Source organism: Alicyclobacillus hesperidum, assembly GCF_900107035.1.
Classification (GTDB): domain Bacteria; phylum Bacillota; class Bacilli; order Alicyclobacillales; family Alicyclobacillaceae; genus Alicyclobacillus; species Alicyclobacillus hesperidum.
This window is the reverse complement of sequence record NZ_FNOJ01000005.1, coordinates 23,002-48,927: the sequence shown is the minus strand read 5'-3', so window position 1 is coordinate 48,927 and position 25,926 is coordinate 23,002. Positions and strand designations below refer to the sequence as shown.

Here is a 25,926-nt window from a genome sequence, read left to right as displayed (position 1 = left end):
GGTATGAACCTGCATGCGGAGGCAATCTGTGTGCAGTGTAGCCTGCCTTGAAGTGGTGCTGAAGGATCCCAGGAATTCAGGCGGCGTCCCGCGGCCACGGAGATGCCGCCGGTGCTGGGTGAAATCCGTACTGCAAAAGAGGCTAGGGCGCGTTCGCGGCTGTTGCGGAAAACGCCTAGACTGTTCGCTACAAGGCGAGGTTTTCTGAGGATTATAGTGTGGACTAAGTGGTAATCCAGTCTGACAGTCGGTGACGCTGTCAAGGTGTTCATAATGGGAAACCACCGTGACGGCGACGTCTCGGTGAACGCTTGGGAAAACCTACTGGACCTAAGCCACAGCGTTTACTCAGGAAACTGCCACCCTTTGATTTCATTACATAGGTGCGTGAGAACCCAGCTTTAAGCGAGGTTTCGATGAAGAAGAACGGTTCGAGGTCAGCCAATTTCAAATTTGTTTGGACTATCGCCGCACTGACTTTGCCCATCAGTGCGGTTTTCGATACGTCTACAATCTTTTTAAATCAGACGAGTTGGTACATCGGAGCCGTGATCGTACTGCTCATCGTTTGTATCGGCGCCTTGTTCGACATGCTTGGTATGGCGGCAGCTGCGGCGCGGGAGACGCCGTTCCATGCGATGGCATCTAAGCGGGTTTACGGTGCCCGTCGTGCCATCGCCATTGTACGCAACGCAGAGAAAGTTTCGAGCGTATGTAGTGATGTGATTGGCGATATCGCGGGTGTTTTGAGCGGGGCTGGCGCACTGGCTGTCAGCGTGCAGGTATTACTTGCTGTGCACGCGCAGGGCTGGGCACAAGAAGCGTGGAAAATTGGAATTACGGCTGTCATTACTGCCCTGACGGTCGGAGGCAAGGCCGTGGGAAAGACCGTGGCTATTCACTCACCGACGCCCATTATCCTATTTGCCGCACGTGTGTGGGAGACAGTCGCTCTTGTCGGGCGCAATCCGGCCCGGCTGCGGCGGACAAATCGGACGTGAGGCAAGAAAGGAAGACACCATGACCAAGGTTCGATTGGACGTCTTTTTACATGAACGGGGTGACTTTCCAAGCCGCGAGGCGGCGCGCCGGGCTGTGATGGCCGGTCTTGTCGATGTCGATGGCGTGCGTGTCGAAAAGCCGGGGACGCAAATTAACCCGGAACGACAGGTTACGGTGAAGCGGCCACCGCATCAATTTGTTTCGCGCGGTGGGTTGAAGCTGGAACGGGCGTTGACGACCTTTGGTATACCCGTTGTGGATCGCGTCGCTATCGATGTTGGAGCCTCGACGGGTGGCTTCACGGATTGTCTCTTGCAGCACGGGGCGCGCTTGGTTTATGCAGTCGACGTCGGATATGGGCAATTGGCGTGGTCGTTGCGCCAAGACGATCGCGTCCGCGTGATGGAGCGATTCAATTTCCGCCATGCCGATCCAGTGTTATTCGATCCGACTCCAGATTTGGCTGTGATGGACGTTTCGTTCATCTCGACCAAATTGCTATTTCCGAAGTTAGCAGAGGTATGTAATCCTGTTGCTGATATCGTCAGTCTGATTAAGCCACAGTTTGAAGCAGGCAGGGGGAGAGTCGGCAAGGGGGGGATTGTCCGAGACAAACAGGTTCATCTCGACGTGTTGTTGGACATGCTGGATCATGTCACAACACTCGGCTGGTCCTGTTGGGGGCTCGATTACTCTCCAATTTCAGGTGGCGACGGAAATATTGAATTTCTTGCATGGTGGCGAATGTTTCCGAGTCCAGAGCAAACCGCTACATGGAGATCGCGCTGTTCTGACCTCGTCGATTCTGCATGGCACGCTGTTGGAAGCGAGGGAAGGGAGCCAGGTTGACCAGCCATAAATCTGGGTGACGGTTGGGAGTTGGCTGTCACATGCTGACGGGCTTGGCTTTGCTGGCGGCGTGTATCTGTGTTGGCATCGTCATTCGCTCCTTGTGTCGCGAATGGCTCTATCGTGATCGCGAAGTTGGTGTCGATGGCCTGAAATCGGTTGCGCGCAAGTGGCTTGAAGAAAATGGGTACGATATTCTGCGGATCGAAGGCAAGGCGGAATACGTTGGTTGGGTTGACGATTCACAATGGAGTTATTCCATGAGCGCCGACTTCATTGCGCGTAAAAATGGACGCGAGTATGCTGTGTTTGTAACGCTAGAGAAGGTACCAGAAACTGAAGTGAATGAAAAATATTTTCCTCTTACTGTGATTCTTGGTGTCCACGGTGTGCTCTTTGTCGATGTGTTGCATGAGCGAATTCAGCGTGCCGAATTTTCGATTGCCAAACCGCGGCGTCAACTAATGCGACAATGGCTGCACAATCTGGCTTGGCTTAGTGGTGGTGCTCTTGTCGTGTTCGCTTGGCTTCACCGCATGTAGGGATGGGGGAGGACATTTGCGCCAAATTGCTCTCTTGTATAATCCGCAGAAGGCCGAAGCGTGTTCGGTTCGCAATGATGTCACTGAGCAATTGGAACGAGCCGGCATTGGCGTGATCGACGTCTCGGTCGCTCACGACACAGACATTATTGCGAGTAACTCGCAGGTCAAGACAGCAGAATTGGCTATTGTTCTTGGCGGCGATGGAACACTGCTCGGGGTTGCGCGTCAGCTAGCGCCATATCACATTCCGCTACTTGGCATCAATGTAGGACATCTAGGATTTCTTACGGAATCTGAACCTTCCCAACTAGAGCCGGCTATTCGTCGCATCGTTGACGGAGATTACCATTTAGAAAACCGATTAATGCTTGAAGCCTTTGTGTATCGCGACCTCAAAGAAGTCGCGAAATTCACGGCGCTCAATGATGCGGGCATCGGCAAGGGATCGTTTGCACGCATGGTGACTCTTGACGTTTACGTCGACGATGTATACGTGGATACGTACACGGGGGATGGTGTCATCATATCGACACCTACCGGGTCCACAGCCTATTCTCTGTCCTGTGGCGGACCGATTGTGAGTCCGCACTTACAAGTGATGCTCGTTACCCCAGTTTGTCCGCATACACTGTTTTCCCGTCCGTGTGTTATCGACTCGTCGTCTGTCGTCCGTCTCACCGTACATGCGCGACATCGCGACGTAGCACTCGCCGTCGATGGGCAAGAGGGTATTTGGTTGCAAGAGGGCGATGAAGTCTTGATCCGACAGGCACCGTACGATGCGACGCTGGTTCGATGGCCGGATCGCGAATTTTTTGATGTACTGCGAAACAAACTCCACAATGATCCGTCCTCTGCTATGTGAGGAGGAAATGGCATTGCTTATTGAGTTGTATGTTCGCAATTTTGTCCTGATTGACGAATTGCGGCTCACGTTTGGCAAGGGACTCCATGTCTTCACAGGCGAAACGGGAGCTGGGAAGTCGCTTTTATTCGATGCGACGCGCGCGGTACTCGGCGCAAGGGTGTCTTCTCAAATCGTGCAGGTGGGGGCGGACCATGCGCTGATTGAAGCTGTGTTTGCCGTCGGCCGGAATTCGGCCTGTGTAGAGCTGTTGGAGCAATGGGGAATCGACTATGACGACGTGCTCGTGGTCTCGCGTACGGTGTACACAAACGGACGCTCCCAGTGCCGGATCAACGGACGTGCGGCCACCGTGCAGATGTTGCGCCAGGTTGGCCAAGCTCTGGTCGAAATGCAAGATCAACACGAATCGGTTGCGTTAGTCACGCCTGTTTATCAGCGGCGCTTGTTGGATCTCTACGGCCGACATGGAGAACTATTGGATGCGACTGCTTCAGCATATCTAGCATGGCAATCGCTTGTGCGGGAGTTGGCACAGACGCAGGTGACTGAACGGGAGCGGGCGCAACAGATCGACATGTGTCGCTTTCAAATCGAAGAAATTGAAAGGGTGGGCGTTGTCGCCGGAGAAGACGACGAGCTTCGCGAAGAACGACAACGTCTCTTGGCTGCCCAAAAACTTCGAGGGCATGTCGACGTCTTGGCCAACAGCCTGGACGATCCGCGCAGTGGAGCCATAGCGCAGTTGACGATAGCGGAGCAGGAAGCTGCCGAATTGGCTGAACGTGTGCAGGAGTTTGGCCAAATCCATGAATTGATCGTCGCTGCAAAAATCCAGGTTGAAGAGGCTGCGTTTACGGTGAGCCGTTACGCGGGACGCCTGGATGTCGATCCAATTCGTTTAACACAGATTGAAGACAGGTTGGCCGAGTTGCGGGGACTGACGCGCAAATATGGCGCTACCGCAGCCGAGATCGCCGAGTATTTACAACGCATGAAGATGAAGCTTGCTGAGCTCGAATCGCATGAACAGCGTCTCGCCACTCTTGAAGAACAAGTGACGGTGATGGAAACGCAATATATCGAAGCTGCACGCCGACTGCACGATGCGCGTGTTGAGACGGCGAAACGGCTGCAAGTCAGAGTCAACGAGGCGTTACATCGGCTGCAAATGACGGATGCTCAGTGTGAAATTGCTGTTCATTGGCAGGACAGCGCACGGTCTGAGGATGGTATGGACGACATTGAGTTTCTTTTTCGTGCAAATCTCGGTCAGCCGTTACTGCCACTGCAAAAAGTTGCATCGGGCGGGGAGCTTTCGCGCACGCTATTGGCTGTCAAAGTCGTTGTCGCCGATATCGAGCAAGTCGAGACGCTCGTGTTCGACGAGATCGATACGGGTGTGAGCGGTGATGCGGCGCAACGTGTTGCAGAGCTTTTGCGGGAACTGGGTAGCGACAAACAAGTCTTATGTGTGACGCATTCACCCCAGTTGGCCGCAGCGGGGCATGTGCATTTTGAAATTCATAAAGAAGTGGTCGCTAACGCGACTTCGACGCGTGTTCGCCAGCTCGAAGAGCGCGAACGGGCGTTGGAGATCGGGCGATTGCTCGGGGCTGGCGTCTCGGATGAAACGGCAGTGCGCCATGCACGTGCACTATTGGAAAGCTTCCGAAGAGGGACCACCATCGCGAAGTAGGTGGGAGCTTTTTTACGTTATAGATCGGCCCGCCGCGGGCACCTTAGGATTACGCTGCACGAGGTGTCATGTCCAAGGGGAGGGAACGAACCATGGCGGGTTGGTTGCGTGCGCTGAAGTTTGCCAGTTTGATTGCGGTTACACTTGCTTGCTTTGCGCCACCGGTTCGGCACCTGGAAACCTTGCCGACCAATATCGATATGACGACCGACGATGATATCTTGGTACCTCGAACGAGTGGTTTTCGAATCATTCATTCCCCAGAGCAAACGCGTTCTGATTTTTCCCATCCGACATTTGTCGATCTTTCGTCGCAACAGCCTGGTGAAGTCGATATTCAAAATCGTGTATTCGGACTCATACCTTGGCACACACACGTTCATGTAGAGCAAGCGGAACGGGTGATCGTCGGTGGACAGGCTGTGGGGATCCGTCTGTCGTCCATGGGCCCCATTGTTGTCGGGTTTCATCGAACATCCGATGGGTCGTCGCCCGCAGCCAATGCACACGTGGAAATTGGTGACATGATCCTTTCTGTCGACAAACATCCCGTCCGTACGGCGACTGAATTGCAACAAGCGATACGCGATAAGCGAGGATCAATCGTTCTGACCATTCAGCGCGGCCAGCGCAAACGGGATGTGGTTGTACCTGTTCCAGCAACTGCTAACGGATCGCAATTGGGCATCTATGTTCGAGACAAGACGGTCGGTGTTGGAACCTTGACCTTTTATAATCCCCAAACGGGCGCATTTGCAGCGCTTGGACACATGATTAGTGATGTCGACACGGGGCGGCCTATTGTTGGGCAGGGCGCCATGTATCCTGCTGTGATCACGGGGGTACAGGCGGGTAAAATAGGGGAGCCGGGTGAAAAAAAGGGGATGTTTGTACATTCCAGCCGTGAGCTAGGCCATATCGCGGAGAACACACCATATGGCATCTTTGGGAAGCTTGATGTCGCGGCTTGCCATGCCACTGGAGGCTTGCGTGAACCTATACCCGTCGCGCTGCCGACGCAGGTTCACCCGGGACCGGCAGTTATCTATACGGTTTTGCACGGGCAAAAGGTGGAGCCATTTCAAGTCCGAATTGAAAACACATCACGACAGCGTACGCCTTCGACCAAGAGTCTGATTTTGCGAGTGACAGATCCTCGTTTGTTGTCCACCGCTGGTGGTATCGTTCAGGGTATGAGTGGCAGTCCCATCGTGCAGGATGGAAAACTCGTCGGAGCCGTGACGCATGTGTTTGTTTCAGACCCTACGCGTGGATATGGCGTGTATGCCTACTGGATGTTGCATCATACCGGGCACGACGAGGAACCTGCTTCGACAGCGCTTACGAGTGGTCCGGCGAAGGCTGTATAAACGACTCTCCTGAAAGCAATTCGGTGCACGACAAGGGCCATCCAAGATGGTCCTTGTCGAATGTTGTCGAAAAGCCATATATCGACACGAAAAGTATTACATAGATTTGGCAGGAGTGTACGTTTTGCCGTCGAATCTTTAGACTGACAGATAAGCAGGGAGGGTGTTAATTCGTGTCTTCTCGAATGAAGGTGCTAATTGCGGACGATAATCATGAGTTCGCCGAACTTTTGGGCGAATTCATTTCGGCCCAGCCGGATATGCAAGTTTGTGGTATTGCCTATAACGGAAGCGACGTTCTCAATCTGATTCGCGATACAGAGCCCGATGTCTTGGTATTGGACATCATTATGCCAGTTCTTGATGGCATTGGAGCGTTGGAACGACTTTCCGAAGTCACGAGGCGTCCACCGAAAGTTATTATGTTAACTGCATTTGGTCAGGAGACGGTTACGCGTCGCGCTGTCGAGTTGGGCGTGTCGTATTTCATTCTGAAGCCTTTTGATATGCCGCTTCTGGCTGAGCGAATCCGTCAGGTAATGAACGGCAATGCCGCGCCTGTGGCAGCTACACAACAAGTTGTAGCCTACAACAGTACGAATACATACACGCCAGCGCAGCCTACCCGTCGCTCTGTAGATGCGCAAATCACTCAAATTATTCACGAGATTGGGGTCCCAGCGCATATCAAAGGCTATCATTATTTACGGGAAGCCATTGGAATTGTGTATGAAGATGTCGAAATTCTAGGTTCCATCACAAAAATTTTGTACCCTAAAATTGCGGATCGATACAAAACAACCCCTTCTCGTGTTGAAAGGGCCATCCGCCATTCCATTGAGGTCGCTTGGGGGCGTGGCAATATCGATGCCATTCGAAAAGTGTTTGGGTATACCGTGAGCGCTTCCAAGACGAAACCCACCAATTCGGAGTTTATAGCGATGATCGCAGACAAGCTGAGAATGGAGCATAGAGTCGGCTAAACCCTGAGCCGCGAAAATTGGAAAGAAGAGTATTGCGGGAACCAAGGGGTTCCATACCAGACGCCAAAAACCATGTCCGTGGGGACGTGGTTTTTGACGTTGTGCACCTCCTGGATAGGTAAGTTCCACGCTTCGTGCCCTTTTTTTCTTATCCTACATGCTAAATCGTACGAGGTTGAGGAAATATCCCTTATTGCTTGCGCCATGCTTCCTCTGTACGCGTCTTCTCTTCAAGTTTGTTGAAAATGTGCTTGATAAAACCGTCACAAATGCCGTCATTCAACGTGGTGGGCAGGATGGGAAACGTAAATGAGTGTTTGTCACTGTGAATCGCACGGAACAGGTGATAGAGGCGGAGGCGCTGCTTGTCGACAAGGACTGCAAACCGTACACGGAGTCGTTAAACTTGAGCGCAGCTGGCGCCAAGGTCGGTCGTCAGGGGAGCGTCCACGGATCTTTGCGTATCAAGCCTTATTGAGAATCCAGATGGACGTACCCGGACCATGCTGTAACTCTCCCGGCGAGTCGACGCAACTTCACGGGCTGTGCAAGGAGACTATTTGACGCTTGCGCTGGCGCCATCCTGTCAAAAGCGACACAGCGCAGAGAACTGCTGCGACACCGCACCATAGCCACACGGTTACGTCGCCATAAGCTGCCGCCACAGCACTACACCAAAGGAAATTTAGCCCATGAAAAATCGCGCCAATCCATAACTTCCACAGGGCGACCAAACCTGCAGCGCAAAAAGCGAGGCCCGCGATGGTCTCGGCGGCACCAGCCGCTGCAAGTTGATCAATTTCGTTCAGGGCCCCTGCTCGTGCGATCATGAGGGCCGAACCCGTGCTGTACACAGCCATGGCAACTGAAATTGCAAAGACGGTCCATTTCACAGTACGAACCATCATTCTCCCTCCTGCCCGTCCAAACATATAGAACAATATGCCGCGTATCATTTGAACATGCATCCTCGCGCCTTTGGGCCTGTGCTTTACCTTGCTATAATGTGGTCACAGGCAAAGGAGGAAGGTCGTTATGGGTGCGCCCCAAACACTGGATGGATGGTATGTTTATCACGACTTTCGGAAGGTTCGTTATGACGTATGGAAGAACACTCCACAGCCCAATTCGGTGCTGCGCACCTATGCGGAGTTTGCGGAAAGTCAGTATGCGCTTCAGCGTGATCGCAAGGGCAGCTTTGGTCAGTTCGTGATTGCTGGTCACAAGGCGGATGTCTTGTTTTTGTATATGCGTCCGTCGCTGGAGGAGTTAAACGAAGTGAAGGCGGCTTTTGCGGCAACTCCCATGGCGGACTTGACTGAATCTACATATTCGTACATCTCGGTGGTTGAACTCGGCGGGTACTTGGCGAAGCCTGGTGTAGATATCGAGCAGGACGAAGCCATCCAAGCTCGACTCAAACCAACCATGCCGTCACACCGCCATATTTGTTTTTACCCGATGAACAAACGGCGGATGAATCCGGATAACTGGTATATGCTCGATGAAGACGAACGGCGCAAGTTCTTGCAAGCTCATGGGGCCATTGGTCGGCGCTACGCAGGAATTGTCAAACAGATCATTTGTGGATCGATCGGTCTTGACGATTGGGAGTGGGGTGTGACGCTCTTCGCGGACGATCCGCTGCAATTTAAAAAACTGGTGCATGAGATGCGCTTTGACGAGTCGAGCGCGCGTTTTGCAGAATTTGGTCCGTTTTATGTCGGACACCAAGTCGACACAGACGGATTGTGGCGATGGCTCATGAGTTCACGCGGATAATTCGCTTACGAGAGGGGAACCGGGGAACGATGTCAGAAATTGAACAATGGGTCAAGGCGATTGAGCCAGATTTAGTCCGCTGGCGGCGCCACCTGCATGCACATCCTGAACTTTCGTTCGAAGAGGTTCAGACGTCACAGTTTGTGTTTGATGCGCTCTCACAATTGCCTGAACTTGAAATTTCCCGTCCCACCGAGACGAGCGTCGTGGCTCGGCTCGTTACGGGTAGGCCGGGCAAGGTGCTCGCGTTGCGAGCCGACATGGATGCACTTCCGATTACGGAGGAAACCGGGCTCTCGTTTGCGTCGCAAAATCCAGGTGTGATGCACGCCTGCGGCCATGACGGTCATACCGCCATGTTGCTCGGTGCGGCAAAGGTTCTACACGACCGACGAGATTTATTAAGCGGCGAAATTCGCTTCATATTTCAACATGCCGAAGAACTGAATCCAGGCGGCGCGCAGGAACTCGTCGACAAGGGTGTTTTGGATGGCGTGGACGCGGTTGTTGGACAACACTTGTGGCAAGAGCTTGCAAGCTGCCGCATCGGGGTGCGTGAAGGCGCATTGATGGCTTCGCCAGATACTTTCCACATCACGATTATCGGGCGCGGCGGCCATGCGGCGCAACCGCATTTGAATGTCGATCCGATAGCCATCGCCGCACAAGTCGTCGTCAACCTGCAACACATTGCAAGCCGGATGATCGATCCGCTTGAACCATTCGTATTGAGCGTGACGAAATTCATCGGGGGCACCGCCGACAATGTCATTCCAAATTCCGTGGAATTGGCTGGCACGGTGCGCACCTTTCGAGAAGAACGTCGCGATCTTGCGGCGCGCTCTATGGAGGACATCATTCGTGGCATCACGTCCGCGCATGGGGCGAGTTACACGTTTCATTACGACAAAGGCTATCGCCCAGTAAACAATGATCCAGAACTTACGCGTTTTGTTCGCGATGTACTGCAAGCTGAGTTGGGCAATCTGGTGACCGAAGCCGTGCCGACCATGGGTGGTGAGGATTTTTCAGCTTATCAAACGGCGGCTCCCGGTACGTTCTTTTTCACTGGCATTCGGCCAGTTGTCAAGGACGCGTTTCCTCACCATCATCCGCGTTTTGATATTGATGAAGATGCGCTTGCTGTCGGTTGTCGGGCGTTTGTCGCCATCGCTTTACAGTTTCTTAAGAGCGAAACCGTGTAACAGAGTGCGGCGTTCTACGCTATGCCAAGATAAGGTGGATTTGACAAGGGCGGCTGTCACTTGCGGGGCAATCGAGGCCCTCATACACTACACCAGAATTGAGCGAGGGGGTGTAGTGATGTACGGAGTGTTTGGCGGTTACACCCGCTGGGCGGTTGTGTTCCTCATCATCTTCGTCCTGTTCATCTTGTTGGTTCCTTATGGTACCACCACAACCTGCACCACGACCCCGGTGTATTAATGCATGGTGGCTCAGAAAACGGTCCGACTCGAAAGGCGGACCGTTTTCTACCATGTGGAATTTGGCGCCTGTTTAGAATTGCACCCAACCATCCGCTCGTAGCCGAAACAAATCATTGCCATACTGCTTTAACCAGTTGCGTGCTTCTTGCCAATTAGGCAGGATGGATTCGACGATGGACCAGAAGCGCACACTGTGATTCATCTCGCGCAAGTGTGCCAGTTCGTGGATGATAACGTAGTCGAAAATCCATTCCGGAGCCTGTACAAGCCGCCAGTTCAATTGGATATTACGCTTGCTTGAACAACTCCCCCATCTACTCTTTTGCTCTCTGACGCGCACATTGTCCGGCAAGAGTCCGTGCGCATTCGCCAATTCCCAGGCTCGCTTCGGCAAAACTTCCGCCGCCATCTGCTTGATCAAAGCATATAGCACCTCGTGTTGAGAGGAGGGTGGCGCCTCTGGTACATAAATGCATCTGTGAAGTGAATCTGGACCAACAATTCGTCCAGCTTGGCGGATGGACCATGGCACGCCGAGCAAGCAGATGCTGTCGCCGGGGACGAGAGGGCGGATGTGAAGCGTGGATGACGCTTGCTGCCGTGCCAGAACCCACTTGCAGTTGCGCTCAATCGCACTTTGAATGGTTGCCTCCGGTGTTCCGCGCGGCGCACTGACGCACAGTATGCCATCCTGCCACCGCAGAATGATACGCACCTGGTGTGGTCGTGGTGGCATCATCTTGTACGGGATGATGCCACCGTTTAGCTTAATTTGGTGGATTTGGTTGCTGTCTTGTCGCTCGTTTCCCTGGGCTTTGCGCTTGTCCATAGACACATTGTAACGCACGGGCATAACCGTGTCGCTGGGAAGCAGACTACACGATAGTCCATCCAGTCCAAGATTGGAGGTTAGACCATGCATCGGCTAACATCTGTGGCTGTCGCTGTTTTCTCTGCTACATGGCTTCTTACTGGCTGCGGTGATGAAAACCGGCCAGCGAACCAAGCTGCTCTTGCCCAACAAGCTCTACCCAGCGCGATCGCCGATCCGCCCAACAAGGTCGATCTCCCTCATTATCAGGCACGTAATCCGCACTTTGACGTTATGACGAAAGACGGCAACATCGTCGTTCGGTCGGACGATCACGGTTGGAACGGGCACACGATTGACATTTATTACGCACCGTCAGAGGCTGTTATGATCCACGACGGCGACTATGTGCTGCGCGACACAACGCACTTGCAACGTATTGCTTCGGTTCCGCTTAAAGGCAATCAGACTTGGGTGGCCGTCTGGAATGTAAAGGGTCATACATTGCCGCGGGAATTTTACTTGCTTGCAAAAACGAACGTCGGGCAGGCCAATATCGAACATGTGCTTTGGATGAACCAACGGTATATCGAGGGAGGCGCGGAATCGCGCGTGCAATGATGAACCTTTTGCGGGCATTTGTCGTCAGCGAAATCGCTGCCAGTGTCCCCAAAGCCCTTGAAAAGCTATGCCGCCTGCAATGGCCATCAGCAAAGACACTGCCGTTTTGAGCGCAGTATAGCGGATCCCGAAAAACGGCAGTTCTGCTGGCAGGCGGCTAAGTGATATTAACTGCCACGACGTCACGAATGCGAAGACGGCACCAGGTGCGGCGTCCGCTGCCAACAGTCCAGCAGCAAGTGGATACACGGCAAAGCGGGATCCAGTGCCGACAAGCCCCAAAAAGGCTGCCAATGTGATACCGATCACACCAGACTTAGGTCCCAGCCAGAGGGCGATTGCCGCCGGATCGAAAAGCTGTGCTATGAGGCCAGCGGCAAACATGGACACTAGGATCCACGGTGCCGCTTGCACCAACATTTCCATGGCCTCATGCCAACCTTCGGAGGCTAGTTCTGGGCGCGTCCATGCGCAAATCGCGTACCCGGCAATCGTCACAGCTGTGAGGCCGATCAGCGTTTTATCCATACGCATCTCCCCCTCGACATCAACTGGCGGCGTGGCTCGTTTGAACGCCTTCTGTGCGTAAGGAGTGAACCGTCGCTGTCCAAGTGCTTGGATCTGACCATGCAAGCGACCATACCGCGACGCCAGCAAGCCCATTTTGTGTTACCAGCGACAAGGTATCCTGATAGGTGTTGGCCGTTGGATACCATACCTCTGTATAACCGTCTGCACTTGGGAATTTTGTGTACATGAGATCGAGCTTCGGGTCCCATACGCCTAAAGGCGCCTTGTCCTGACGCAGGATATCGGTGACCGCGCCCGCACTGACCGCTGAACTCGTGACGCTCCCATCGCTGTGTACGTACCAGAAACGCGTGTAAAATGGCATACCCAAAATCAGCTTATCAGTCGGCACGCCCGTGTCGAGTAAATCGTTGACGCCTGCCGTCACCCATGGCAGATCGGCGACAGGACCGGGATCGGGGTCTGTACTCCAGTGTTCGTCGTATGCCATTAAGACAATTTCGTCAGCATTGTCAGCCAACCCCGCATGGAAAAACGCGAGACTGTCGTCTAGTGGAACGATGTCAGGCGAAATGTCGACCGAGAGATTGACATGGATGGGGGAGAGCGCGCGATGCAAATTCCCGATAAATTGCGTGAACAGGTTTCGATCCGCCGCCGCCAAATTTTCGAAATCGATGTTGATACCATCCAAGTGATAGAGTCTGGATTGATATACCAATTCGTCGATTAGGTTCGACTCCGCTTTGGGATTGGCCAAAACCTCGTGCGTCAAGGTCGCGGAAAATTGATTGTCGACCATCACCCAGACCTTGATGTTATGTTGGTGAGCGTACTCGATCACGGACGGCAGTACGCTACCGCTTAAATTTCCAGAGGCATCCTGAAGATGCAGCCATCCGGGACTCACGACGTTCATTCCAGGATTATCGGCCATGAGCTGAATGCAAGAGCTGCTTGACGTCGATGGCAGCCAACCAAGGACAATGTCCTGGGGGTTGTTGGCGATGGTCGTGATCGACTGGAACAACGACGTCTGTGCACCGCTATTCTGGACAGCTTGTGCGCTTGTTTCAGGCAGTAAGGAGGTCAACATCTTAAGGGGGTTAGAAAACGGCAGTCGGACATGAGCCGCGACAGCCGACGCGATGGACTGCGTCTGTGTCGTGGACTGTCCTTGATAGTCTGCCGTCCCATAGAGTTGGTTTAATTCGATATTCGACAGCTCGTCCGCTTCGGAGGTGGCGATTTGCTCCATCCCGGACTTGCCAAGGAAGGCCCATACCGTGCACGTGCAACCCACCAAGAGGAGCAGGAGTGCGGCGGAAGCGGCAATGAACTGCGAGACGACATTGCGAAGCGTGGTACGATCCATGGCCACACACCTCTCTATTGACATTCCTGTGAGAGTCTATGACCGGATTGTCCCGTTTAGAAGAATAAACGCAACGTGCTAGAATAAACGACGGGCAGCCATTACGGATTCGCCCGCCAAGCGGTTGACCCGTCTGCGAAGAACTCCTTTTTCCAAATCGCAGCTTCGCGCTTAAGGCGTTCAATCAGCATGTACGCCGCCTCAAAGGCAGCGGCGCGATGCGGCGAGGATGCCCCACAGATGACGGCGATGTCCGTGGGCACGAGCTTTCCAATCCGGTGCCATTGCAGCGTTTGAATACCCGGGAAACGCCGCTCCACATCGCTTTGAATGGCCGCCAACTGTTTGTATACCATCGCCGGATACGCTTCGTAGAACAGGTGATCTGTGTGTCGCTGGCCGGTCCATTCGCGAACGGTTCCGACGAACAATACGGTTCCACCGTGTTTTGGGTTTTCTAAAAGTTTATACGCTTCCTCGACGACGAGCGGCTGTTCACTAACCCGCAGCCACGGTGTCGCATTTTCGACTTCACCGCCGCCGACAGGCGGGATGAAGGCAATTTCGTCGGTCGGGCGAAACGTGTCTGCCGGCCGTGCCAGCGCATGGTTTTTCGCGACGAGAACGTTCGCCAGCGCATCCTCCAGTTGTGGATATCGGCTTGCAACCAAACTGGCCAGTTCACTAGCTGGTAGCCCGTCTGGCACATCGATGCGAATTTTGTCTTGTCCCATGATTTCCTTTAAATTTGCAAACAGGCGAATTTCGATCTGCATGTCGGATCACCTCGTGCCAGTCGTACAATTGGACAACAGGAGCGATGTCATGTGTCGGAGCAAAGCTTGAACCACTTTACACAGGACGGCCGACCACACATGGTCGACGTCAGCGAGAAGGCCATCAGCAAGCGTACAGCTGTCGCCGAATCACTGGTGCGCATGCAAAAAGCGACGCGCGACGCTATTGTACACCAAGCAATGCGCAAAGGCGATGTCCTAGCGATTGCAGAATTAGCTGGGATTATGGCGGCTAAAAAGACGTCCGACCTTATTCCCTTATGCCATCCTGTGCCCTTGCACCACGTTGCGGTCGATATAGACTTCGAGGAGCGGAATAATCCAGATTATGCCTGGTTGCGCATCGAGGCGCAAGTCGACACCGCACACCAGACGGGTGTCGAGATGGAGGCGCTCACCGCTTGTGCCGTCGCAGCGCTCACAGTCTACGATATGTGCAAGAAAATCGATCGCGCCATCGAGATCGAACATACGCGCTTGGTTTATAAGAGTGGGGGCGAAAGCGGCACGTTTGAGCGCCGCTAGAAGCTCGAGTTCGCAAGCGGTACAATAGAGAGAGGACGAAAGCGGGGTGCCGCTTTTGATCTCACAAGTTGGGATGATGAAAATGAGTGAATCGACGATTGGGGCGAAGGAAGAGCGGGCCCAAAAGATAGAGGAACAGCGTAAAAACCGCCCTGAATGGCTTAAGGTGACAGCGAAAACAGGCAAAAACTATACGGCGCTCAAGGACATCATGCGCACGCAGTCGCTACATACGGTCTGCGAAGAGGCACATTGCCCAAATATTTTTGAGTGCTGGGAGCAAAGAACAGCTACGTTTATGATCCTCGGCGATATTTGCACACGAGCTTGCAGGTTTTGCGCCGTGCATACGGGACGACCGACGGAACTCGATTTACGGGAACCTAAGCGAGTCGCTGAAGCAGTGGTCGCCATGGGTCTTGAACACGTCGTCATCACGAGTGTTGCCCGGGACGATCTCGCCGACGGCGGCGCGTCAATGTTCGCTGCGACGATTCGCGAAGTCCGTAAACAAGTGCCAAGTTGTAGCGTCGAGGTGCTCATTCCTGATTTCGATGGCAATTGGGACGCATTGCGGCTCGTCATGGACGCTGAACCAGATATTTTAAATCACAACGTGGAGACAGTTCGCCGTCTATCCGACAGTGTCCGTTCGCGCGCGAAGTATGATCGCACGCTGGAACTTTTGCGCCGTGCCAAGGAGATGAAACCCGACATTCCGACCAAGTCGAGTATCATGGTTGGCGTGGGCGAAACTATGGACGAGATCTATGCGACCATGGACGATCTTCGCGCTGTCGACGTCGATATCTTGACCATTGGACAATATCTACAGCCGACGGAAAAACATTTAGTCGTTGAACGGTTTTATACGCCGACCGAATTCTTGAGGCTGCGCGGCGAAGGCTTGAAGCGTGGCTTTCGACACGTCGAGTCAGGACCTATGGTGCGCAGTTCTTATCATGCCAAAGAGCAAGTGCCAGCAGGTGCACGAAAATTGCGCTGACGCGGCGAATACGTGGTGAAATGGTTTACTAGCGGATTTTCATTCTGGAGGTCATAGAGATGGCAGTTGCGCTTGATTGGCAGTCGCTCGGCGAGATCGACTACGATAGGGCATTGCAATTGCAATTGGCTCGCGTCGAGGCACTACTTGCCGGCGTGGATGAGCGACAGACCGTGTTCGCGTTGGAGCATCCACGGACCATCACCATCGGCCGCAACGGCACGCGCGATCACATTCTGTTACCGGCTGAAGTGCTTGAGCGTCAGGGCTTCGTCGTGCGCGAGGTCGACCGCGGCGGCGATGTGACGTATCACGGACCTGGACAGCTCGTCTTGTATCCGATTCTTCACCTTGCCCCATGGGAAAACGATGTGGCCAAATTTGTTCGCAACTTGGAGGAGTTTGTGATCCGTGCTTTGGCAAACGTCGGCATCACGGGTACTCGTGTCGGCGATTTACCAGGCGTATGGGTTGGCGATGACAAGATTTGCGCCGTAGGTGCGCGCGTCAAGCGGCGCCCGAGCGGGGAGTTCGTCTCTTACCATGGCATTGCACTCAACGTCAATACACAGTTGGCCGACTTTGGTGCGATCATCCCTTGCGGTATTCAAGATCGCGGCGTGACATCGGTTGCAAAGGTATTGGGCCAGGCTCAATCCATGCCATTTTGGGAGCAGGCCCTTTGTGATGCATTCTGTGATGTGTTTGACTGTGCGCCGACCCATTCTGGGATGAGCCATGCGGACGTGTGAGTCAAGCAAGGGGCGGGAGGGCGTGATCGAACTTTTCTTCGATCTCGTCGCCATCCCCAGCCCTTCGTTTCAGGAAGGGGCAATCGTTGATGCATGCAGAACTTGGCTCGAACATTTCGGGTGCGAGGTGGAAATCGACAACGCCAATGAGCAATTCGGTGGGCAAACCGGAAATCTATGGGCATCTATGCCTGGTAGAGCCGGCATGCCTGCCGTTTTATTGTGCGCACATCTGGACACGGTAAGTGCAGCGACGGGAGTCCTGCCCTATATGGATTGTCAAGGCATGATTCGCAGTCGAACCGGATCCCAGCTAGGGGCTGATGATAAGGCAGGGGTTGCCGCCATTCTCGCATCCATTCGCCGTTTGCACGAAGAGCACCTACCGCATGGGGATATTCAGATCCTTATGACCGTCGGCGAAGAGGCAGGACTTTATGGTGTGCGGGCACTTGACCCGAGTGCTCTGTGCGCCAAGCGAGCACTGGTACTGGACTGTCATGGGCCGGTGGGGTCCGTCGTGCTATCTGGAGCCGGTCTCGTTCGCCTGACCTGCACGCTAGGCTTGCCGACTGGCGGGGTTGTGCCACGAGTCGGGCTGGTGCAAGCGGCCACGCAAGCCATCGCGGCCATGCGCCAGCCACAGTTTGGCGGTGCGACAATCGAAATCGATTCGTTTCAACCGATCGAAAATGGGATACAGGTTGTGGGGAGGGTGGTATCAAGCGAAGCGCTTGGACTCGCTGAGGCTGCCCGTATTGCGTCAGATAGGTTTCGGCAGACAGCCACTTTATGGGGATATGACGCTCGAGTTGAGCAGGAACTGTTGTACCCACCCTACGCCATCGCGCGCGATGGAGGTTGGTATCGCGCAGTGTCTTCTGCGATCCGCGATTGTGGCCTCGCATGTCAAGAACTTCATGTCATGCATGGCAGTGACGCGAATTGGTTATCCACACTTGGCGTGGAAGCCTTGAACCTAGGCACTGGTTATGAAGGCGAGCACTCGGAGGACGAGCGCATCAGTGTAAACAGTCTGTACCAGTTGGAGCATCTCATTGTTAAGATTTGCAGCGGACTCGGTATGGAAGAGGAGGGATTGTGACGTGATTCATCACGAAGAGACGATTGGCGAGGAATCTTTGTTTACCGGACGCATGATCCAACTGAAGCGTTTGACGGTGAAACTACCCAACGGTTCGACCAGTACCCGGGAAGTGGTCGTTCATCCAGGTGCGGTGGCGGTGTTGGCTGAGGTCAAACCCGGTTCCATCGTGCTTGTGCAGCAATATCGCAAGCCGTGTGAAAAGATCTTATGGGAAATCCCTGCGGGCAAGTTGGAACCGGGTGAGGCACCGGAACAAGCTGCGCTGCGCGAGTTAGCGGAAGAGACGGGTTATGTGGCGAAGGACGTGCAATTGGTACACCGTTTTTTCACAGCTCCTGGATTTACAAACGAGCGCCTGCACGTGTACTTCACGAGTGTTGTAGAAGCGGGTGAAGTTCATCCGGACGCAGATGAATTCGTCGAAGCGCGCCTGTTTACGAGGGATGAAGTCGAGCGAATGCTCGAAAACGGTGAAATCGAAGATGCGAAAACGCTGGTGGCGCTTTACTGGTGGCGCCAGAACGGCCGATGAAGACCTACTTTGCTGACTTCCACATTCATGTAGGGCGCGCAAAAGATCGGCCTGTGAAAATTGCCGCTGGGAATAATCTCACGCTCACGAACCTGCTGGAGCATTCACAAAAGGTCAAGGGGCTCGACATTGTCGGCGTGATCGACGGCGTGTGTGACCCGGTGTTGGCCGAACTCGACGAGTTGGTCGCCGCAGGGGAGCTCGCCGAGTTGCCGGAAGGGGGGCTGTTATACCGGGATCGACTGCTGGTCATCGCTGGGGCAGAGGTCGAGTTAAAGGGGCCGAAGGGACGTGCCGCTCACTTTGGCTGCTGGTTTCCCAACCTGGCTGCGGCACACGATTTTAATGCGTGGTTAAAGACGGTGCAAAAGAACACGTCCTTGTCGTCCCAGCTTGCCCGGACCAGCTCTTTTGCGCTAAGTCAGGAGACGCATGAGCGCGGCGGGCTGCTTGTCATCCATCACGCGTTCACGCCATTTAAAGGTATTCTCGGCGCTGCCGTCGATCGCGTCTCCGACTTTATCGATCTCGGCGCCATCGATGCGTTGGAACTCGGCCTTTCGGCGGATACATCAATGGCTGATCGCATTGAGCAAATTCAGCCCTTCACATACCTTTCCAATTCCGACGCACATGGTCTCGATACCATCGCTCGTGAATGCAATCGCGTTCGTCTCGACCACGTATCGTTCGCCGAGGTGCGTCGCCTTCTCGCACGTCAGGATGGCAGGGAGATTGTCGAAAATATCGGTCTGCATCCGGTTCACGGCAAGTATTATCAGACACGTTGCCGGCGCTGTGGCGAGATCGCAGGGGATGGCCGCGTGTGCAGTTGTGGCACGGATCGCAACGTCGTTACCGGCGTCTCGGATCGGATTGACGCTCTGGCCGATTTTGATGAACCGCAACACCCAGAGTGGCGGCCACCGTATCGCCACATAGTACCGTTGCTAGACATCCCCGGGGTTGGACCGAAGGCGTATCGCTCACTTGTCGATGCGTTTGGTAGCGAATTGGCGTTGCTCCGCGAACATGTCGCCAAACAAGATGTGCAACAGGTCGTCGGGGCAGCGCTCGGCGAACGCGTGTTTCAGACGTTGCAGGGTCATGTCTCGTTTGCTGTTGGCGGGGCAGGCACTTATGGCAAAGTTTTAGTGTGAGGCGGCATCCTTCTTTTTTCGCCGAATCTTGCATTCCATCATGTCATCTCAATTTCGAAGTCTAGCGGCGATGTTCGTTTCATAGAATCCTGATGAGAGGTGGCTGAGGTACTACCTTTCGCATAAACGGCCTGTCAGGCCAGGCAGCCGAGGCCGAATTTGGGGGATGGAACGTGAGATCGACCGCATTCGTACCACAACGACGCCGCTGGGATCTACTCACGCATACGATCCGCCGCCAGCTGCGCGCACAGGTCGGAAAACATGCGCACACATGGTCGTTTTTGCTTGGTATTGCCGTTTGCGGACTGGTGTTTGGCGCAATTGTTGCGGGACAACTGGGGCAGGCGGACAAATTGGTTTTGGGCAATGCCTTGGAGCAGCTTTTTATCGCGCTCGCACATCATCAGGTAGCTTCTGGCAGCGAAGTGTGGGCACAGCGAGCATTGTCTGACGCAGAACTCATTGGTTGCATTTGGCTATTTGGCGTCTCGGTCATCGGTATTCCCTTCATTGTGGGTGCCGTGTTCCTTAAATCGTTCACGGTAGGCTTCGGTGTCGCCTATACCACGCTTCAGTTCGGATGGAAAGGATTTGTCGTAGCCTCCATCGGCATTTTTGCACATCAGTTGATTTTCCTGTTCACGCTGTTCATTGCGAGTGCCACTGCCATCCGTTTTTCATACGAATTGGTGATGCAAGCAGTGCCGGTGTCTCGTCTCACCGTGCAGTTTTTGCGATATACTGGTACATTTTTGTTATGCAGCGGCGGCATCATGTTGGGTGCGTCGATTCAGGCTTTCATGGTTCCCGCTTTGCTGACTCAACTCATTGGGTGAGGTTTTAGCTCTTGTCTCGTTTTACGCATCGCAACGAATCGTTTACCTGCATAAACTGCGGGCTTCAAGTCGAGCCGAGCGAAAGGACATGCCGCAATCACTGTCCACATTGCCTATACTCTGTGCATCTCGACGTCTTTCCGGGTGACAGACAGGCGAACTGCGGCGGCATCATGGAACCTTTGCGAATAGAGTACAATTCGCGCAAAGGGTATCAAATCGTCCATCGTTGCCAGCGATGTGGTCACGAATCGCGCAACATTGTACTTCAAGATGTGGCGGTTCAACCCGATGAACAAGAGGCTCTTTATGAATTGATGAAACACCCAAAGGCGTGATCGTTTTCCGGCTCGTATGGTTGTTGCAGGACTTTCAGTTCGGATCGTGGAATACTCCAATGCGTGTAGTTTTGAACGGCAAAGGAGCGTTCTTATGGACGAGTGGATTCGGCAGTTTATGGAACATCTTCGTGTGGAGCGAGGGTTGTCCGTCAACACACTCGACTCGTATGAGCGCGACTTGCGTGCCTTTCATGCGTTCTTAAACGAACGCGGATGTCGCTGGGAGGACGTAGAAAGGCACCACATCAACGCATACTTAGCTCATCTGCATGCTCGAGGTCGAGCGAGTTCAACGTTGTCGCGCAATTTGGCGAGCATTCGCTCGTTTTTTCACTTTCTTGTACGTGAGGATCTTCTTGAGCGGGACCCAACGCGACATGTGGAGACGCCACGAACTGAAAAGCGGTTGCCGCGCGTATTAGCGCCGGAAGATGTGGATCGTCTGCTGCGCGCACCAGACCCTAGTGGCCCGACTGGACTTCGCGATATAGCGATGTTGGAACTGCTTTACGCTACAGGCATCCGCGTGAGTGAGCTCGTCGCACTACGCTGTGAAGACGTTCATCTTGCCGCAGGCTTTTTGCGATGTTTTGGCAAGGGCGGCAAAGAACGTGTCATTCCCATTGGGGAGTACGCCTTGCGAGCGCTTCTTTTATATCTTGAGCATGCTCGCCCTACTCTGGTTCGTGTGGGTGAGGCTGCACTATTTGTCAATCATCATGGCACGCAAATGTCCAGGCAGGGATTCTGGAAAATTATTAAGAAGTATGCGCGTGAAGCAGGCATCGTATCGGACATTACGCCCCACACGCTGCGGCATTCATTTGCGACACATCTTTTGGAGCGGGGCGCCGACTTGCGGGCAGTACAGGAGATGCTCGGGCATGCTGACATCTCGACGACGCAAATTTATACGCACGTGACGAAGACGCGCATGAAGCAAGTGTACGCATCTGCTCATCCACGTTCTTAAGTGTTTTAGGAAGGAGATGTCATGTTGGCATCGCGACGCTGTATTTGGATTGTCCTTGACAGTTGTGGCATTGGCGCCGCACCAGACGCGTCATCGTACGGTGAACCTGACGCTATGAGCAATACCATCGTTCACGTCGCCGAGGCCGTGGGCGGCCTGGTTGCTCCCAACTTGGCGCGCCTGGGCTTGGGGCGGATCGATCGCGTGCCAGGTGTGTCGGCCGCTGCGGCGACAGGCGCATACGGCACAATGGTCGAACGCTCCGCGGGAAAGGATACGACTAACGGGCACCTCGAATTCGTCGGTGTCGTTTTGTCCGAGCCAATGCCGACGTACCCAAATGGATTTCCTCCCGAAATTATAGAGCCGTTTGAGCGGTATGTTGGCAAACCTGTGCTTGCGAACAAGCCGGCTTCAGGCACCGTCGTGATCGACGAATATGGCCACCTTCATATGCAGACCGGTCGTCCAATCGTCTATACGTCGGCAGATAGCGTGTTTCAGGTGGCTGCTCATGAAGCGATCATACCCGTCGACACGTTGTACGATTGGTGTGCGTATGCGCGTTCTATCCTGACAGGACGGCATGCGGTCGGGCGCGTGATCGCTCGTCCGTTTATCGGTGAGCCTGGCCATTTTGTGCGCACGGATCGCCGCCGCGATTTCTCTTTACATTTTGGCGATACGGTGTTGAACGCTGTCGAGCAAGCTGGGTATCCGGTCATCGGGATCGGAAAGATTGGGGACATTTATGGTGGATCGGGCATTACCACGAGTATTCATACACACGACAACGACGATGCGATGCGCATCCTTCTGGAGCAGATGCAAGTCGTCCAAGAAGGTCTCATTTATGCAAATCTAGTGGACTTTGATGCCAAGTATGGACACCGCAATGACCCGGTCGGGTTTGCGCGGGCCATCGAAGCATTCGATCACTCATTGGGCTCTTTGCTCGCCACGATGCGGCCGCAGGATTTGCTCATTGTGACGGCAGACCACGGATGTGATCCAACGGTTCCTGGTACGGATCACACGCGAGAACGCGTTCCGCTGCTCGTTTGGCACACGCGGATGTCCTCCCCCATCGATTTAGGCGTACGCTCTACTTTCGCCGATGTCGGTGCGACGGTTGCTGCGTTCTTTGGCGTGGAAGCGCCACCCGTAGGTGGTTCGTTCCTCGATTTGCTCGACTGCTAAACAGATTTTGGACATCGTGTAGAGACTGTGGGGTATCGGCCAGCGCGGGCGTGTAGATGCGTGATTCTCTGCACAAAATAACCCCGATTCGATTCGAAACCGAACGAAAAGGGGGTTGTGCAGGATGAAACGGCACTCCAAACGTATGCACAAGGCCGTCGCCACAACCGCGTTGCTGGCGACTCTCGCCGGGCCATGTGCACCCATGGTGTACGCGGATGCAACTTCGAAACTTAGCTCTGGCGTCCAGGTTAAGGAGATACTAGAAACACCCGTACCACCAGAATCGGGGGCGTCTGTCGATCTCGCCAAACAGGCCCGTTCTGCCGTGCTCATGGACGCGACAACAGGAAAAGTGTTATACGCCAAGGACGCACATGAACGGCTTCCCATGGCGAGCATCACGAAAATCATGACCCTTCTTCTCATCTTTGAGGCCATCGACTCAGGAAAGCTCAAGTGGACCGATTCGGTTAAGGTCAGTGAACACGCGGCGAGCATGGGTGGGTCACAAATTTTTCTCGAACCCGAAGAAAGCATGACGGTCCGCGACATGGTCAAAGGCATTGCCGTCGCTTCTGCGAACGACGCATGTGTGGCGATGGCGGAACATCTGGATGGCAGTGAAGAATCCTTCGTCGCTCGCATGAATGAGCGTGCCAAACAGCTTGGCATGACCGATACGCACTTTTCGAATTGTAACGGGCTTCCTGTCGCAAACCATTATTCGAGTGCACACGATATTGCGGTGATGTCGCGCGCGCTGTTGGCACATCCGGAAGTAACGTCCTTTACATCCATCTACAGCGACTATCTGCGCAAGGACACCGATCACCCGCTTTGGCTGGTCAACACCAATAAACTGGTGCGTTTTTACGATGGTGTCGACGGATTGAAAACGGGGTATACACAGGAAGCCAAATATTGCTTATCGGCGACTGCCAAGCGCGAAGGATTTCGCGTGATCGCGGTGGTCATGGGCGAGCCCAAGCCTGCGGTGCGCAACGCAGAAGTCAGCGGTATGCTCAACTGGGCGTTCGCTCATTATACGACCGTCTCGGTATTTCCAAAGGGGCAAGTTGTGGGTAAGGCAAAGGTCTTAAAGGGTAAACGAGATACGGTGGAAGCCGTCACGCAACAACCTGTCGCCTTTGTTACGGAAAAGGGAATGCGCAAGCCCTATACGACAGAGGTACTTCTCGACAAGGTCAAGGCGCCAGTGCATGCGGGGACTGTGGTCGGCAAGGTCGTTGTACGCTCGGGAGGACAGACGGTCGCACAAGTGCCTTTGGTGGCCAAGGAGTCCGTGGACAAGGCGAATTTCTTCCAGGGGTTTGCGAAAACCGTCAAAAAGGTCGTCACCTTTGGTCACGCCGAGTCATGACGATCTCGTGTCGAAATTGCAACTCGTTCGCTCGACTCCTATCGACAACGTGTCGAGCGAACGAGTTTTTTGCTGATGAATCTTATTGTCTTGGAAATATCCAAAATGTGAACGGTGCTATCTCTTGCTCTTGGTTTTCGTCGGCGGAGATTGTTTGTTCCGCTTGTGCTTGACAAAACTTGATAAGCTCAGCGTCAGCTCCAATTTGGTGTAGAACCTCGCACTTCAAGCGGACATAGTCCGTGGGCAACGCCGTTGCATCGTCTTTGCAACAACCTTCCAATCGATCCAATTCAGCATGCGCGTTCACAAGATCCTGAAGTTGTAAAAAGATCTTGATACGCAACGTTCGCAATGCGACCTCCGCTCGTCTGTCAAGGCGTTTTGATGTAAGCGCGATTTCGGTGTGTTCAATCCCCTCGTGTAGCCGTTCGAACTGCAAGCAGAGTTGAGCGAGTTCATGGTGTATGGCGGTCCGAAGTAAACTGTCATGCGGATTTACATGCGCACCAAGCTCCTGCAGATACGTGTAGGCCTCGTCGTAGCGATTCGCCATACGCAGGATGAGGCTACGATTGATCCGGCAGCGCATGGCGTTGCCGATGTTCTGTAAGCTTTGGTGTTCTTCGACGGCTCGCTCACAGTAAACTAAAGCGTCATCATATTCGCCTAAGTAGGTCGACGAACACGCTAGACCATGGTAAATCGTCGCGAAGTCAACACGGCTCGAATATGTCTGTGAGAGTTCGAGTAGTTCGAGATAAATCTCCTTTGCCTGTTTAAAATGACTCGATTGCAGGTAAAGTCGCGCCAAACTGAGCCCTACTTTGATTGACATAGAGGAGTAATGTTCCACATGAGTGCGGATGATTTCGCGAGCACGTTCTAAGTACGCGATCGCAACATCGTCGTGACCTAGTTTCCGGTGCGCCAACGCACCATGGTAATATCCACTCACCACCACCGAAACTTCCGAGCGGTTGCATCCCAACTCGACGAGCGACTCATACATATTGGCTGCCCGTTCGTACTCCCCAAGTCGGAAGTAACAGGTGGCCACGTCCAGATAGATGGAGTCTGGACGAAATTGTGGCGCTAGTGGCCAACTTAGGGATTGGAACAAGTCGATAGCCTCACGGTAATTCCCTGCCTCCATGTGTTCTTTTGCTGACCGATAGCACTGCAGTTCGTCCGATTTTTCAATGAACTCAGTTTCAAAATAATTGAGTTCGACACCGAGACGATTTGCGAGTTGTTCAAGCAATTGTGGTGACGGTGTTGCTCGGTCACTTTCAATTTGACTAATCATACTTGGCGTTGAAATTCCACTGGCGAGTTGTAGTTGAGTTAAACCGCGTTGCTTGCGCAAAGCCCGCATTTTTGTTCCGAGGGTTTCCATAAAGCTACCTCCACGACCGCTTTTGTCCA

The 25,926-nt window shown here is 53.8% G+C and carries 29 protein-coding genes; 23 read left to right on the top strand and 6 right to left on the bottom strand.

Annotated elements, in window-relative coordinates; all coding sequences use genetic code 11:
* Window positions 1-416 precede the first annotated feature (416 nt).
* The 8 genes from BLU70_RS05235 (at window position 417) to BLU70_RS14565 (ending at window position 7,791) form a co-directional block, all read left to right on the top strand.
* Window positions 417-1,001, top strand: a complete 585-nt coding sequence (locus tag BLU70_RS05235; RefSeq protein ID WP_058094514.1) for a CNNM metal transporter family protein — start codon at window positions 417-419, stop codon at window positions 999-1,001.
* A 19-nt stretch (window positions 1,002-1,020) separates the two neighbouring features.
* A complete protein-coding gene (locus tag BLU70_RS05230; RefSeq protein ID WP_074692516.1) occupies window positions 1,021-1,851 on the top strand; it encodes a TlyA family RNA methyltransferase in 831 nt (276 codons plus the stop codon).
* 41 nt (window positions 1,852-1,892) lie between these two features.
* A complete protein-coding gene (locus BLU70_RS05225) occupies window positions 1,893-2,393 on the top strand; it encodes a hypothetical protein (protein WP_006446637.1) in 501 nt (166 codons plus the stop codon).
* A gap of 16 nt (window positions 2,394-2,409) precedes the next feature.
* On the top strand, window positions 2,410-3,261 hold the full coding sequence (locus tag BLU70_RS05220) for an NAD(+)/NADH kinase (RefSeq protein ID WP_040289228.1): 852 nt from the start codon (window positions 2,410-2,412) through the stop codon (window positions 3,259-3,261).
* A 7-nt stretch (window positions 3,262-3,268) separates the two neighbouring features.
* A complete protein-coding gene (gene recN / locus BLU70_RS05215) occupies window positions 3,269-4,960 on the top strand; it encodes a DNA repair protein RecN (protein WP_006446635.1) in 1,692 nt (563 codons plus the stop codon).
* Window positions 4,961-5,052: 92 nt separating this feature from the next.
* A complete protein-coding gene (spoIVB, locus tag BLU70_RS05210) occupies window positions 5,053-6,330 on the top strand; it encodes a SpoIVB peptidase (RefSeq protein ID WP_074692513.1) in 1,278 nt (425 codons plus the stop codon).
* Between the two features lie 185 nt (window positions 6,331-6,515).
* Window positions 6,516-7,313 carry a sporulation transcription factor Spo0A gene (gene spo0A / locus BLU70_RS05205; protein WP_074692511.1) on the top strand — a complete coding sequence of 266 codons (798 nt, stop codon included), beginning with the start codon at window positions 6,516-6,518 and terminating at the stop codon, window positions 7,311-7,313.
* A 325-nt stretch (window positions 7,314-7,638) separates the two neighbouring features.
* Window positions 7,639-7,791 (top strand): hypothetical protein, encoded by a 153-nt coding sequence (locus tag BLU70_RS14565; protein ID WP_176780844.1) that lies wholly within the window; start codon window positions 7,639-7,641, stop codon window positions 7,789-7,791.
* A 58-nt stretch (window positions 7,792-7,849) separates the two neighbouring features.
* Here the strand turns inward: BLU70_RS14565 and BLU70_RS05200 are convergent, their stop codons facing one another.
* A complete protein-coding gene (locus BLU70_RS05200) occupies window positions 7,850-8,218 on the bottom strand; it encodes a hypothetical protein (protein ID WP_040288968.1) in 369 nt (122 codons plus the stop codon).
* A 130-nt stretch (window positions 8,219-8,348) separates the two neighbouring features.
* On the opposite strand from BLU70_RS05200, the gene hemQ reads away from it, so the two are divergent.
* The 3 genes from hemQ (at window position 8,349) to BLU70_RS14875 (ending at window position 10,541) form a co-directional block, all read left to right on the top strand.
* On the top strand, window positions 8,349-9,095 hold the full coding sequence (hemQ, locus tag BLU70_RS05195; protein ID WP_006446221.1) for a hydrogen peroxide-dependent heme synthase: 747 nt from the start codon (window positions 8,349-8,351) through the stop codon (window positions 9,093-9,095).
* 29 nt (window positions 9,096-9,124) lie between these two features.
* A complete protein-coding gene (locus BLU70_RS05190; RefSeq protein ID WP_006446223.1) occupies window positions 9,125-10,300 on the top strand; it encodes an amidohydrolase in 1,176 nt (391 codons plus the stop codon).
* A 118-nt stretch (window positions 10,301-10,418) separates the two neighbouring features.
* The gene (locus BLU70_RS14875; protein ID WP_269744863.1) at window positions 10,419-10,541 is read left to right on the top strand and encodes a hypothetical protein; all 123 of its coding nucleotides are present in this window, start codon (window positions 10,419-10,421) and stop codon (window positions 10,539-10,541) included.
* 72 nt (window positions 10,542-10,613) lie between these two features.
* On the opposite strand, the gene BLU70_RS05185 is transcribed toward BLU70_RS14875, so the two are convergent.
* On the bottom strand, window positions 10,614-11,465 hold the full coding sequence (locus BLU70_RS05185) for a M48 family metallopeptidase (RefSeq protein WP_006446225.1): 852 nt from the start codon (window positions 11,463-11,465) through the stop codon (window positions 10,614-10,616).
* Between BLU70_RS05185 and BLU70_RS05180 the strand changes: the two genes are divergently transcribed.
* Window positions 11,460-11,975 carry a hypothetical protein gene (locus tag BLU70_RS05180; RefSeq protein ID WP_074692508.1) on the top strand — a complete coding sequence of 172 codons (516 nt, stop codon included), beginning with the start codon at window positions 11,460-11,462 and terminating at the stop codon, window positions 11,973-11,975. The two genes, BLU70_RS05185 and BLU70_RS05180, sit on opposite strands and share 6 nt — an antisense overlap.
* Window positions 11,976-11,999: 24 nt before the next feature.
* Here BLU70_RS05180 and BLU70_RS05175 read toward each other — a convergent pair whose 3' ends face one another.
* The 3 genes from BLU70_RS05175 to BLU70_RS05165 all read right to left on the bottom strand — a co-directional run bounded on the left by BLU70_RS05175 (window position 12,000) and on the right by BLU70_RS05165 (window position 14,657).
* Window positions 12,000-12,503 carry a hypothetical protein gene (locus tag BLU70_RS05175; RefSeq protein ID WP_006446227.1) on the bottom strand — a complete coding sequence of 168 codons (504 nt, stop codon included), beginning with the start codon at window positions 12,501-12,503 and terminating at the stop codon, window positions 12,000-12,002.
* A gap of 19 nt (window positions 12,504-12,522) precedes the next feature.
* The gene (locus tag BLU70_RS05170; protein WP_074692506.1) at window positions 12,523-13,881 is read right to left on the bottom strand and encodes a glycosyl hydrolase family 18 protein; all 1,359 of its coding nucleotides are present in this window, start codon (window positions 13,879-13,881) and stop codon (window positions 12,523-12,525) included.
* A 101-nt stretch (window positions 13,882-13,982) separates the two neighbouring features.
* Entirely contained in the window at window positions 13,983-14,657 is a 675-nt protein-coding gene (locus BLU70_RS05165; RefSeq protein WP_006446229.1) for a molybdenum cofactor biosynthesis protein, read from the bottom strand.
* A gap of 51 nt (window positions 14,658-14,708) precedes the next feature.
* Here BLU70_RS05165 and moaC point away from each other — a divergent pair, with 51 nt between their 5' ends.
* From moaC to BLU70_RS05110, 11 genes are all read left to right on the top strand, one after another.
* Window positions 14,709-15,203 (top strand): cyclic pyranopterin monophosphate synthase MoaC, encoded by a 495-nt coding sequence (gene moaC / locus BLU70_RS05160; RefSeq protein WP_006446230.1) that lies wholly within the window; start codon window positions 14,709-14,711, stop codon window positions 15,201-15,203.
* Window positions 15,204-15,285: 82 nt separating this feature from the next.
* Complete coding sequence (gene lipA, locus BLU70_RS05155; protein WP_081503888.1) at window positions 15,286-16,209, top strand: lipoyl synthase; 924 nt, start codon at window positions 15,286-15,288, stop codon at window positions 16,207-16,209.
* A 59-nt stretch (window positions 16,210-16,268) separates the two neighbouring features.
* Entirely contained in the window at window positions 16,269-16,961 is a 693-nt protein-coding gene (lipB, locus tag BLU70_RS05150) for a lipoyl(octanoyl) transferase LipB (RefSeq protein WP_006446232.1), read from the top strand.
* A gap of 22 nt (window positions 16,962-16,983) precedes the next feature.
* The gene (locus BLU70_RS05145) at window positions 16,984-18,066 is read left to right on the top strand and encodes a M20/M25/M40 family metallo-hydrolase (RefSeq protein WP_006446233.1); all 1,083 of its coding nucleotides are present in this window, start codon (window positions 16,984-16,986) and stop codon (window positions 18,064-18,066) included.
* Window position 18,067: 1 nt separating this feature from the next.
* On the top strand, window positions 18,068-18,601 hold the full coding sequence (locus tag BLU70_RS05140) for an NUDIX hydrolase (RefSeq protein ID WP_006446234.1): 534 nt from the start codon (window positions 18,068-18,070) through the stop codon (window positions 18,599-18,601).
* Window positions 18,580-19,761: an endonuclease Q family protein gene (locus BLU70_RS05135; protein ID WP_237716401.1), complete on the top strand. Its 1,182-nt coding sequence runs from the start codon at window positions 18,580-18,582 to the stop codon at window positions 19,759-19,761. The genes BLU70_RS05140 and BLU70_RS05135 overlap by 22 nt, the downstream gene beginning before the upstream one ends.
* A gap of 173 nt (window positions 19,762-19,934) precedes the next feature.
* A complete protein-coding gene (spoIIM, locus tag BLU70_RS05130; protein WP_074692504.1) occupies window positions 19,935-20,600 on the top strand; it encodes a stage II sporulation protein M in 666 nt (221 codons plus the stop codon).
* An 11-nt stretch (window positions 20,601-20,611) separates the two neighbouring features.
* A complete protein-coding gene (locus tag BLU70_RS05125) occupies window positions 20,612-20,938 on the top strand; it encodes an RNHCP domain-containing protein (RefSeq protein ID WP_040288970.1) in 327 nt (108 codons plus the stop codon).
* 94 nt (window positions 20,939-21,032) lie between these two features.
* On the top strand, window positions 21,033-21,914 hold the full coding sequence (xerD, locus tag BLU70_RS05120; RefSeq protein ID WP_074692503.1) for a site-specific tyrosine recombinase XerD: 882 nt from the start codon (window positions 21,033-21,035) through the stop codon (window positions 21,912-21,914).
* A gap of 21 nt (window positions 21,915-21,935) precedes the next feature.
* The gene (locus BLU70_RS05115) at window positions 21,936-23,114 is read left to right on the top strand and encodes a phosphopentomutase (protein ID WP_006446239.1); all 1,179 of its coding nucleotides are present in this window, start codon (window positions 21,936-21,938) and stop codon (window positions 23,112-23,114) included.
* Between the two features lie 124 nt (window positions 23,115-23,238).
* Window positions 23,239-24,498 (top strand): D-alanyl-D-alanine carboxypeptidase family protein, encoded by a 1,260-nt coding sequence (locus BLU70_RS05110; RefSeq protein WP_040288972.1) that lies wholly within the window; start codon window positions 23,239-23,241, stop codon window positions 24,496-24,498.
* A gap of 82 nt (window positions 24,499-24,580) precedes the next feature.
* Here the strand turns inward: BLU70_RS05110 and BLU70_RS05105 are convergent, their stop codons facing one another.
* Window positions 24,581-25,897 carry a helix-turn-helix domain-containing protein gene (locus tag BLU70_RS05105; RefSeq protein ID WP_040288973.1) on the bottom strand — a complete coding sequence of 439 codons (1,317 nt, stop codon included), beginning with the start codon at window positions 25,895-25,897 and terminating at the stop codon, window positions 24,581-24,583.
* Window positions 25,898-25,926: the final 29 nt, after the last annotated feature.

What these genes read in the sequence shown, in the direction of transcription:
- BLU70_RS05235 (WP_058094514.1), top strand. Translation starts at nt 417, where the DNA reads ATGAAGAAGAACGGTTCGAGGTCAGCCAATTTCAAATTTGTTTGGACT.
- BLU70_RS05230 (WP_074692516.1), top strand. Translation starts at nt 1,021, where the DNA reads ATGACCAAGGTTCGATTGGACGTCTTTTTACATGAACGGGGTGACTTT.
- BLU70_RS05225 (WP_006446637.1), top strand. Translation starts at nt 1,893, where the DNA reads ATGCTGACGGGCTTGGCTTTGCTGGCGGCGTGTATCTGTGTTGGCATC.
- recN (WP_006446635.1), top strand. Translation starts at nt 3,269, where the DNA reads ATGGCATTGCTTATTGAGTTGTATGTTCGCAATTTTGTCCTGATTGAC.
- spoIVB (WP_074692513.1), top strand. Translation starts at nt 5,053, where the DNA reads ATGGCGGGTTGGTTGCGTGCGCTGAAGTTTGCCAGTTTGATTGCGGTT.
- spo0A (WP_074692511.1), top strand. Translation starts at nt 6,516, where the DNA reads ATGAAGGTGCTAATTGCGGACGATAATCATGAGTTCGCCGAACTTTTG.
- BLU70_RS05200 (WP_040288968.1), bottom strand. Translation starts at nt 8,218, where the DNA reads ATGGTTCGTACTGTGAAATGGACCGTCTTTGCAATTTCAGTTGCCATG.
- hemQ (WP_006446221.1), top strand. Translation starts at nt 8,349, where the DNA reads ATGGGTGCGCCCCAAACACTGGATGGATGGTATGTTTATCACGACTTT.
- BLU70_RS05190 (WP_006446223.1), top strand. Translation starts at nt 9,125, where the DNA reads ATGTCAGAAATTGAACAATGGGTCAAGGCGATTGAGCCAGATTTAGTC.
- BLU70_RS14875 (WP_269744863.1), top strand. Translation starts at nt 10,419, where the DNA reads ATGTACGGAGTGTTTGGCGGTTACACCCGCTGGGCGGTTGTGTTCCTC.
- BLU70_RS05180 (WP_074692508.1), top strand. Translation starts at nt 11,460, where the DNA reads ATGCATCGGCTAACATCTGTGGCTGTCGCTGTTTTCTCTGCTACATGG.
- BLU70_RS05185 (WP_006446225.1), bottom strand. Translation starts at nt 11,465, where the DNA reads ATGCATGGTCTAACCTCCAATCTTGGACTGGATGGACTATCGTGTAGT.
- BLU70_RS05175 (WP_006446227.1), bottom strand. Translation starts at nt 12,503, where the DNA reads ATGGATAAAACGCTGATCGGCCTCACAGCTGTGACGATTGCCGGGTAC.
- BLU70_RS05170 (WP_074692506.1), bottom strand. Translation starts at nt 13,881, where the DNA reads ATGGATCGTACCACGCTTCGCAATGTCGTCTCGCAGTTCATTGCCGCT.
- BLU70_RS05165 (WP_006446229.1), bottom strand. Translation starts at nt 14,657, where the DNA reads ATGCAGATCGAAATTCGCCTGTTTGCAAATTTAAAGGAAATCATGGGA.
- lipA (WP_081503888.1), top strand. Translation starts at nt 15,286, where the DNA reads ATGAGTGAATCGACGATTGGGGCGAAGGAAGAGCGGGCCCAAAAGATA.
- lipB (WP_006446232.1), top strand. Translation starts at nt 16,269, where the DNA reads ATGGCAGTTGCGCTTGATTGGCAGTCGCTCGGCGAGATCGACTACGAT.
- xerD (WP_074692503.1), top strand. Translation starts at nt 21,033, where the DNA reads ATGGACGAGTGGATTCGGCAGTTTATGGAACATCTTCGTGTGGAGCGA.
- BLU70_RS05115 (WP_006446239.1), top strand. Translation starts at nt 21,936, where the DNA reads ATGTTGGCATCGCGACGCTGTATTTGGATTGTCCTTGACAGTTGTGGC.
- BLU70_RS05110 (WP_040288972.1), top strand. Translation starts at nt 23,239, where the DNA reads ATGAAACGGCACTCCAAACGTATGCACAAGGCCGTCGCCACAACCGCG.
- BLU70_RS05105 (WP_040288973.1), bottom strand. Translation starts at nt 25,897, where the DNA reads ATGGAAACCCTCGGAACAAAAATGCGGGCTTTGCGCAAGCAACGCGGT.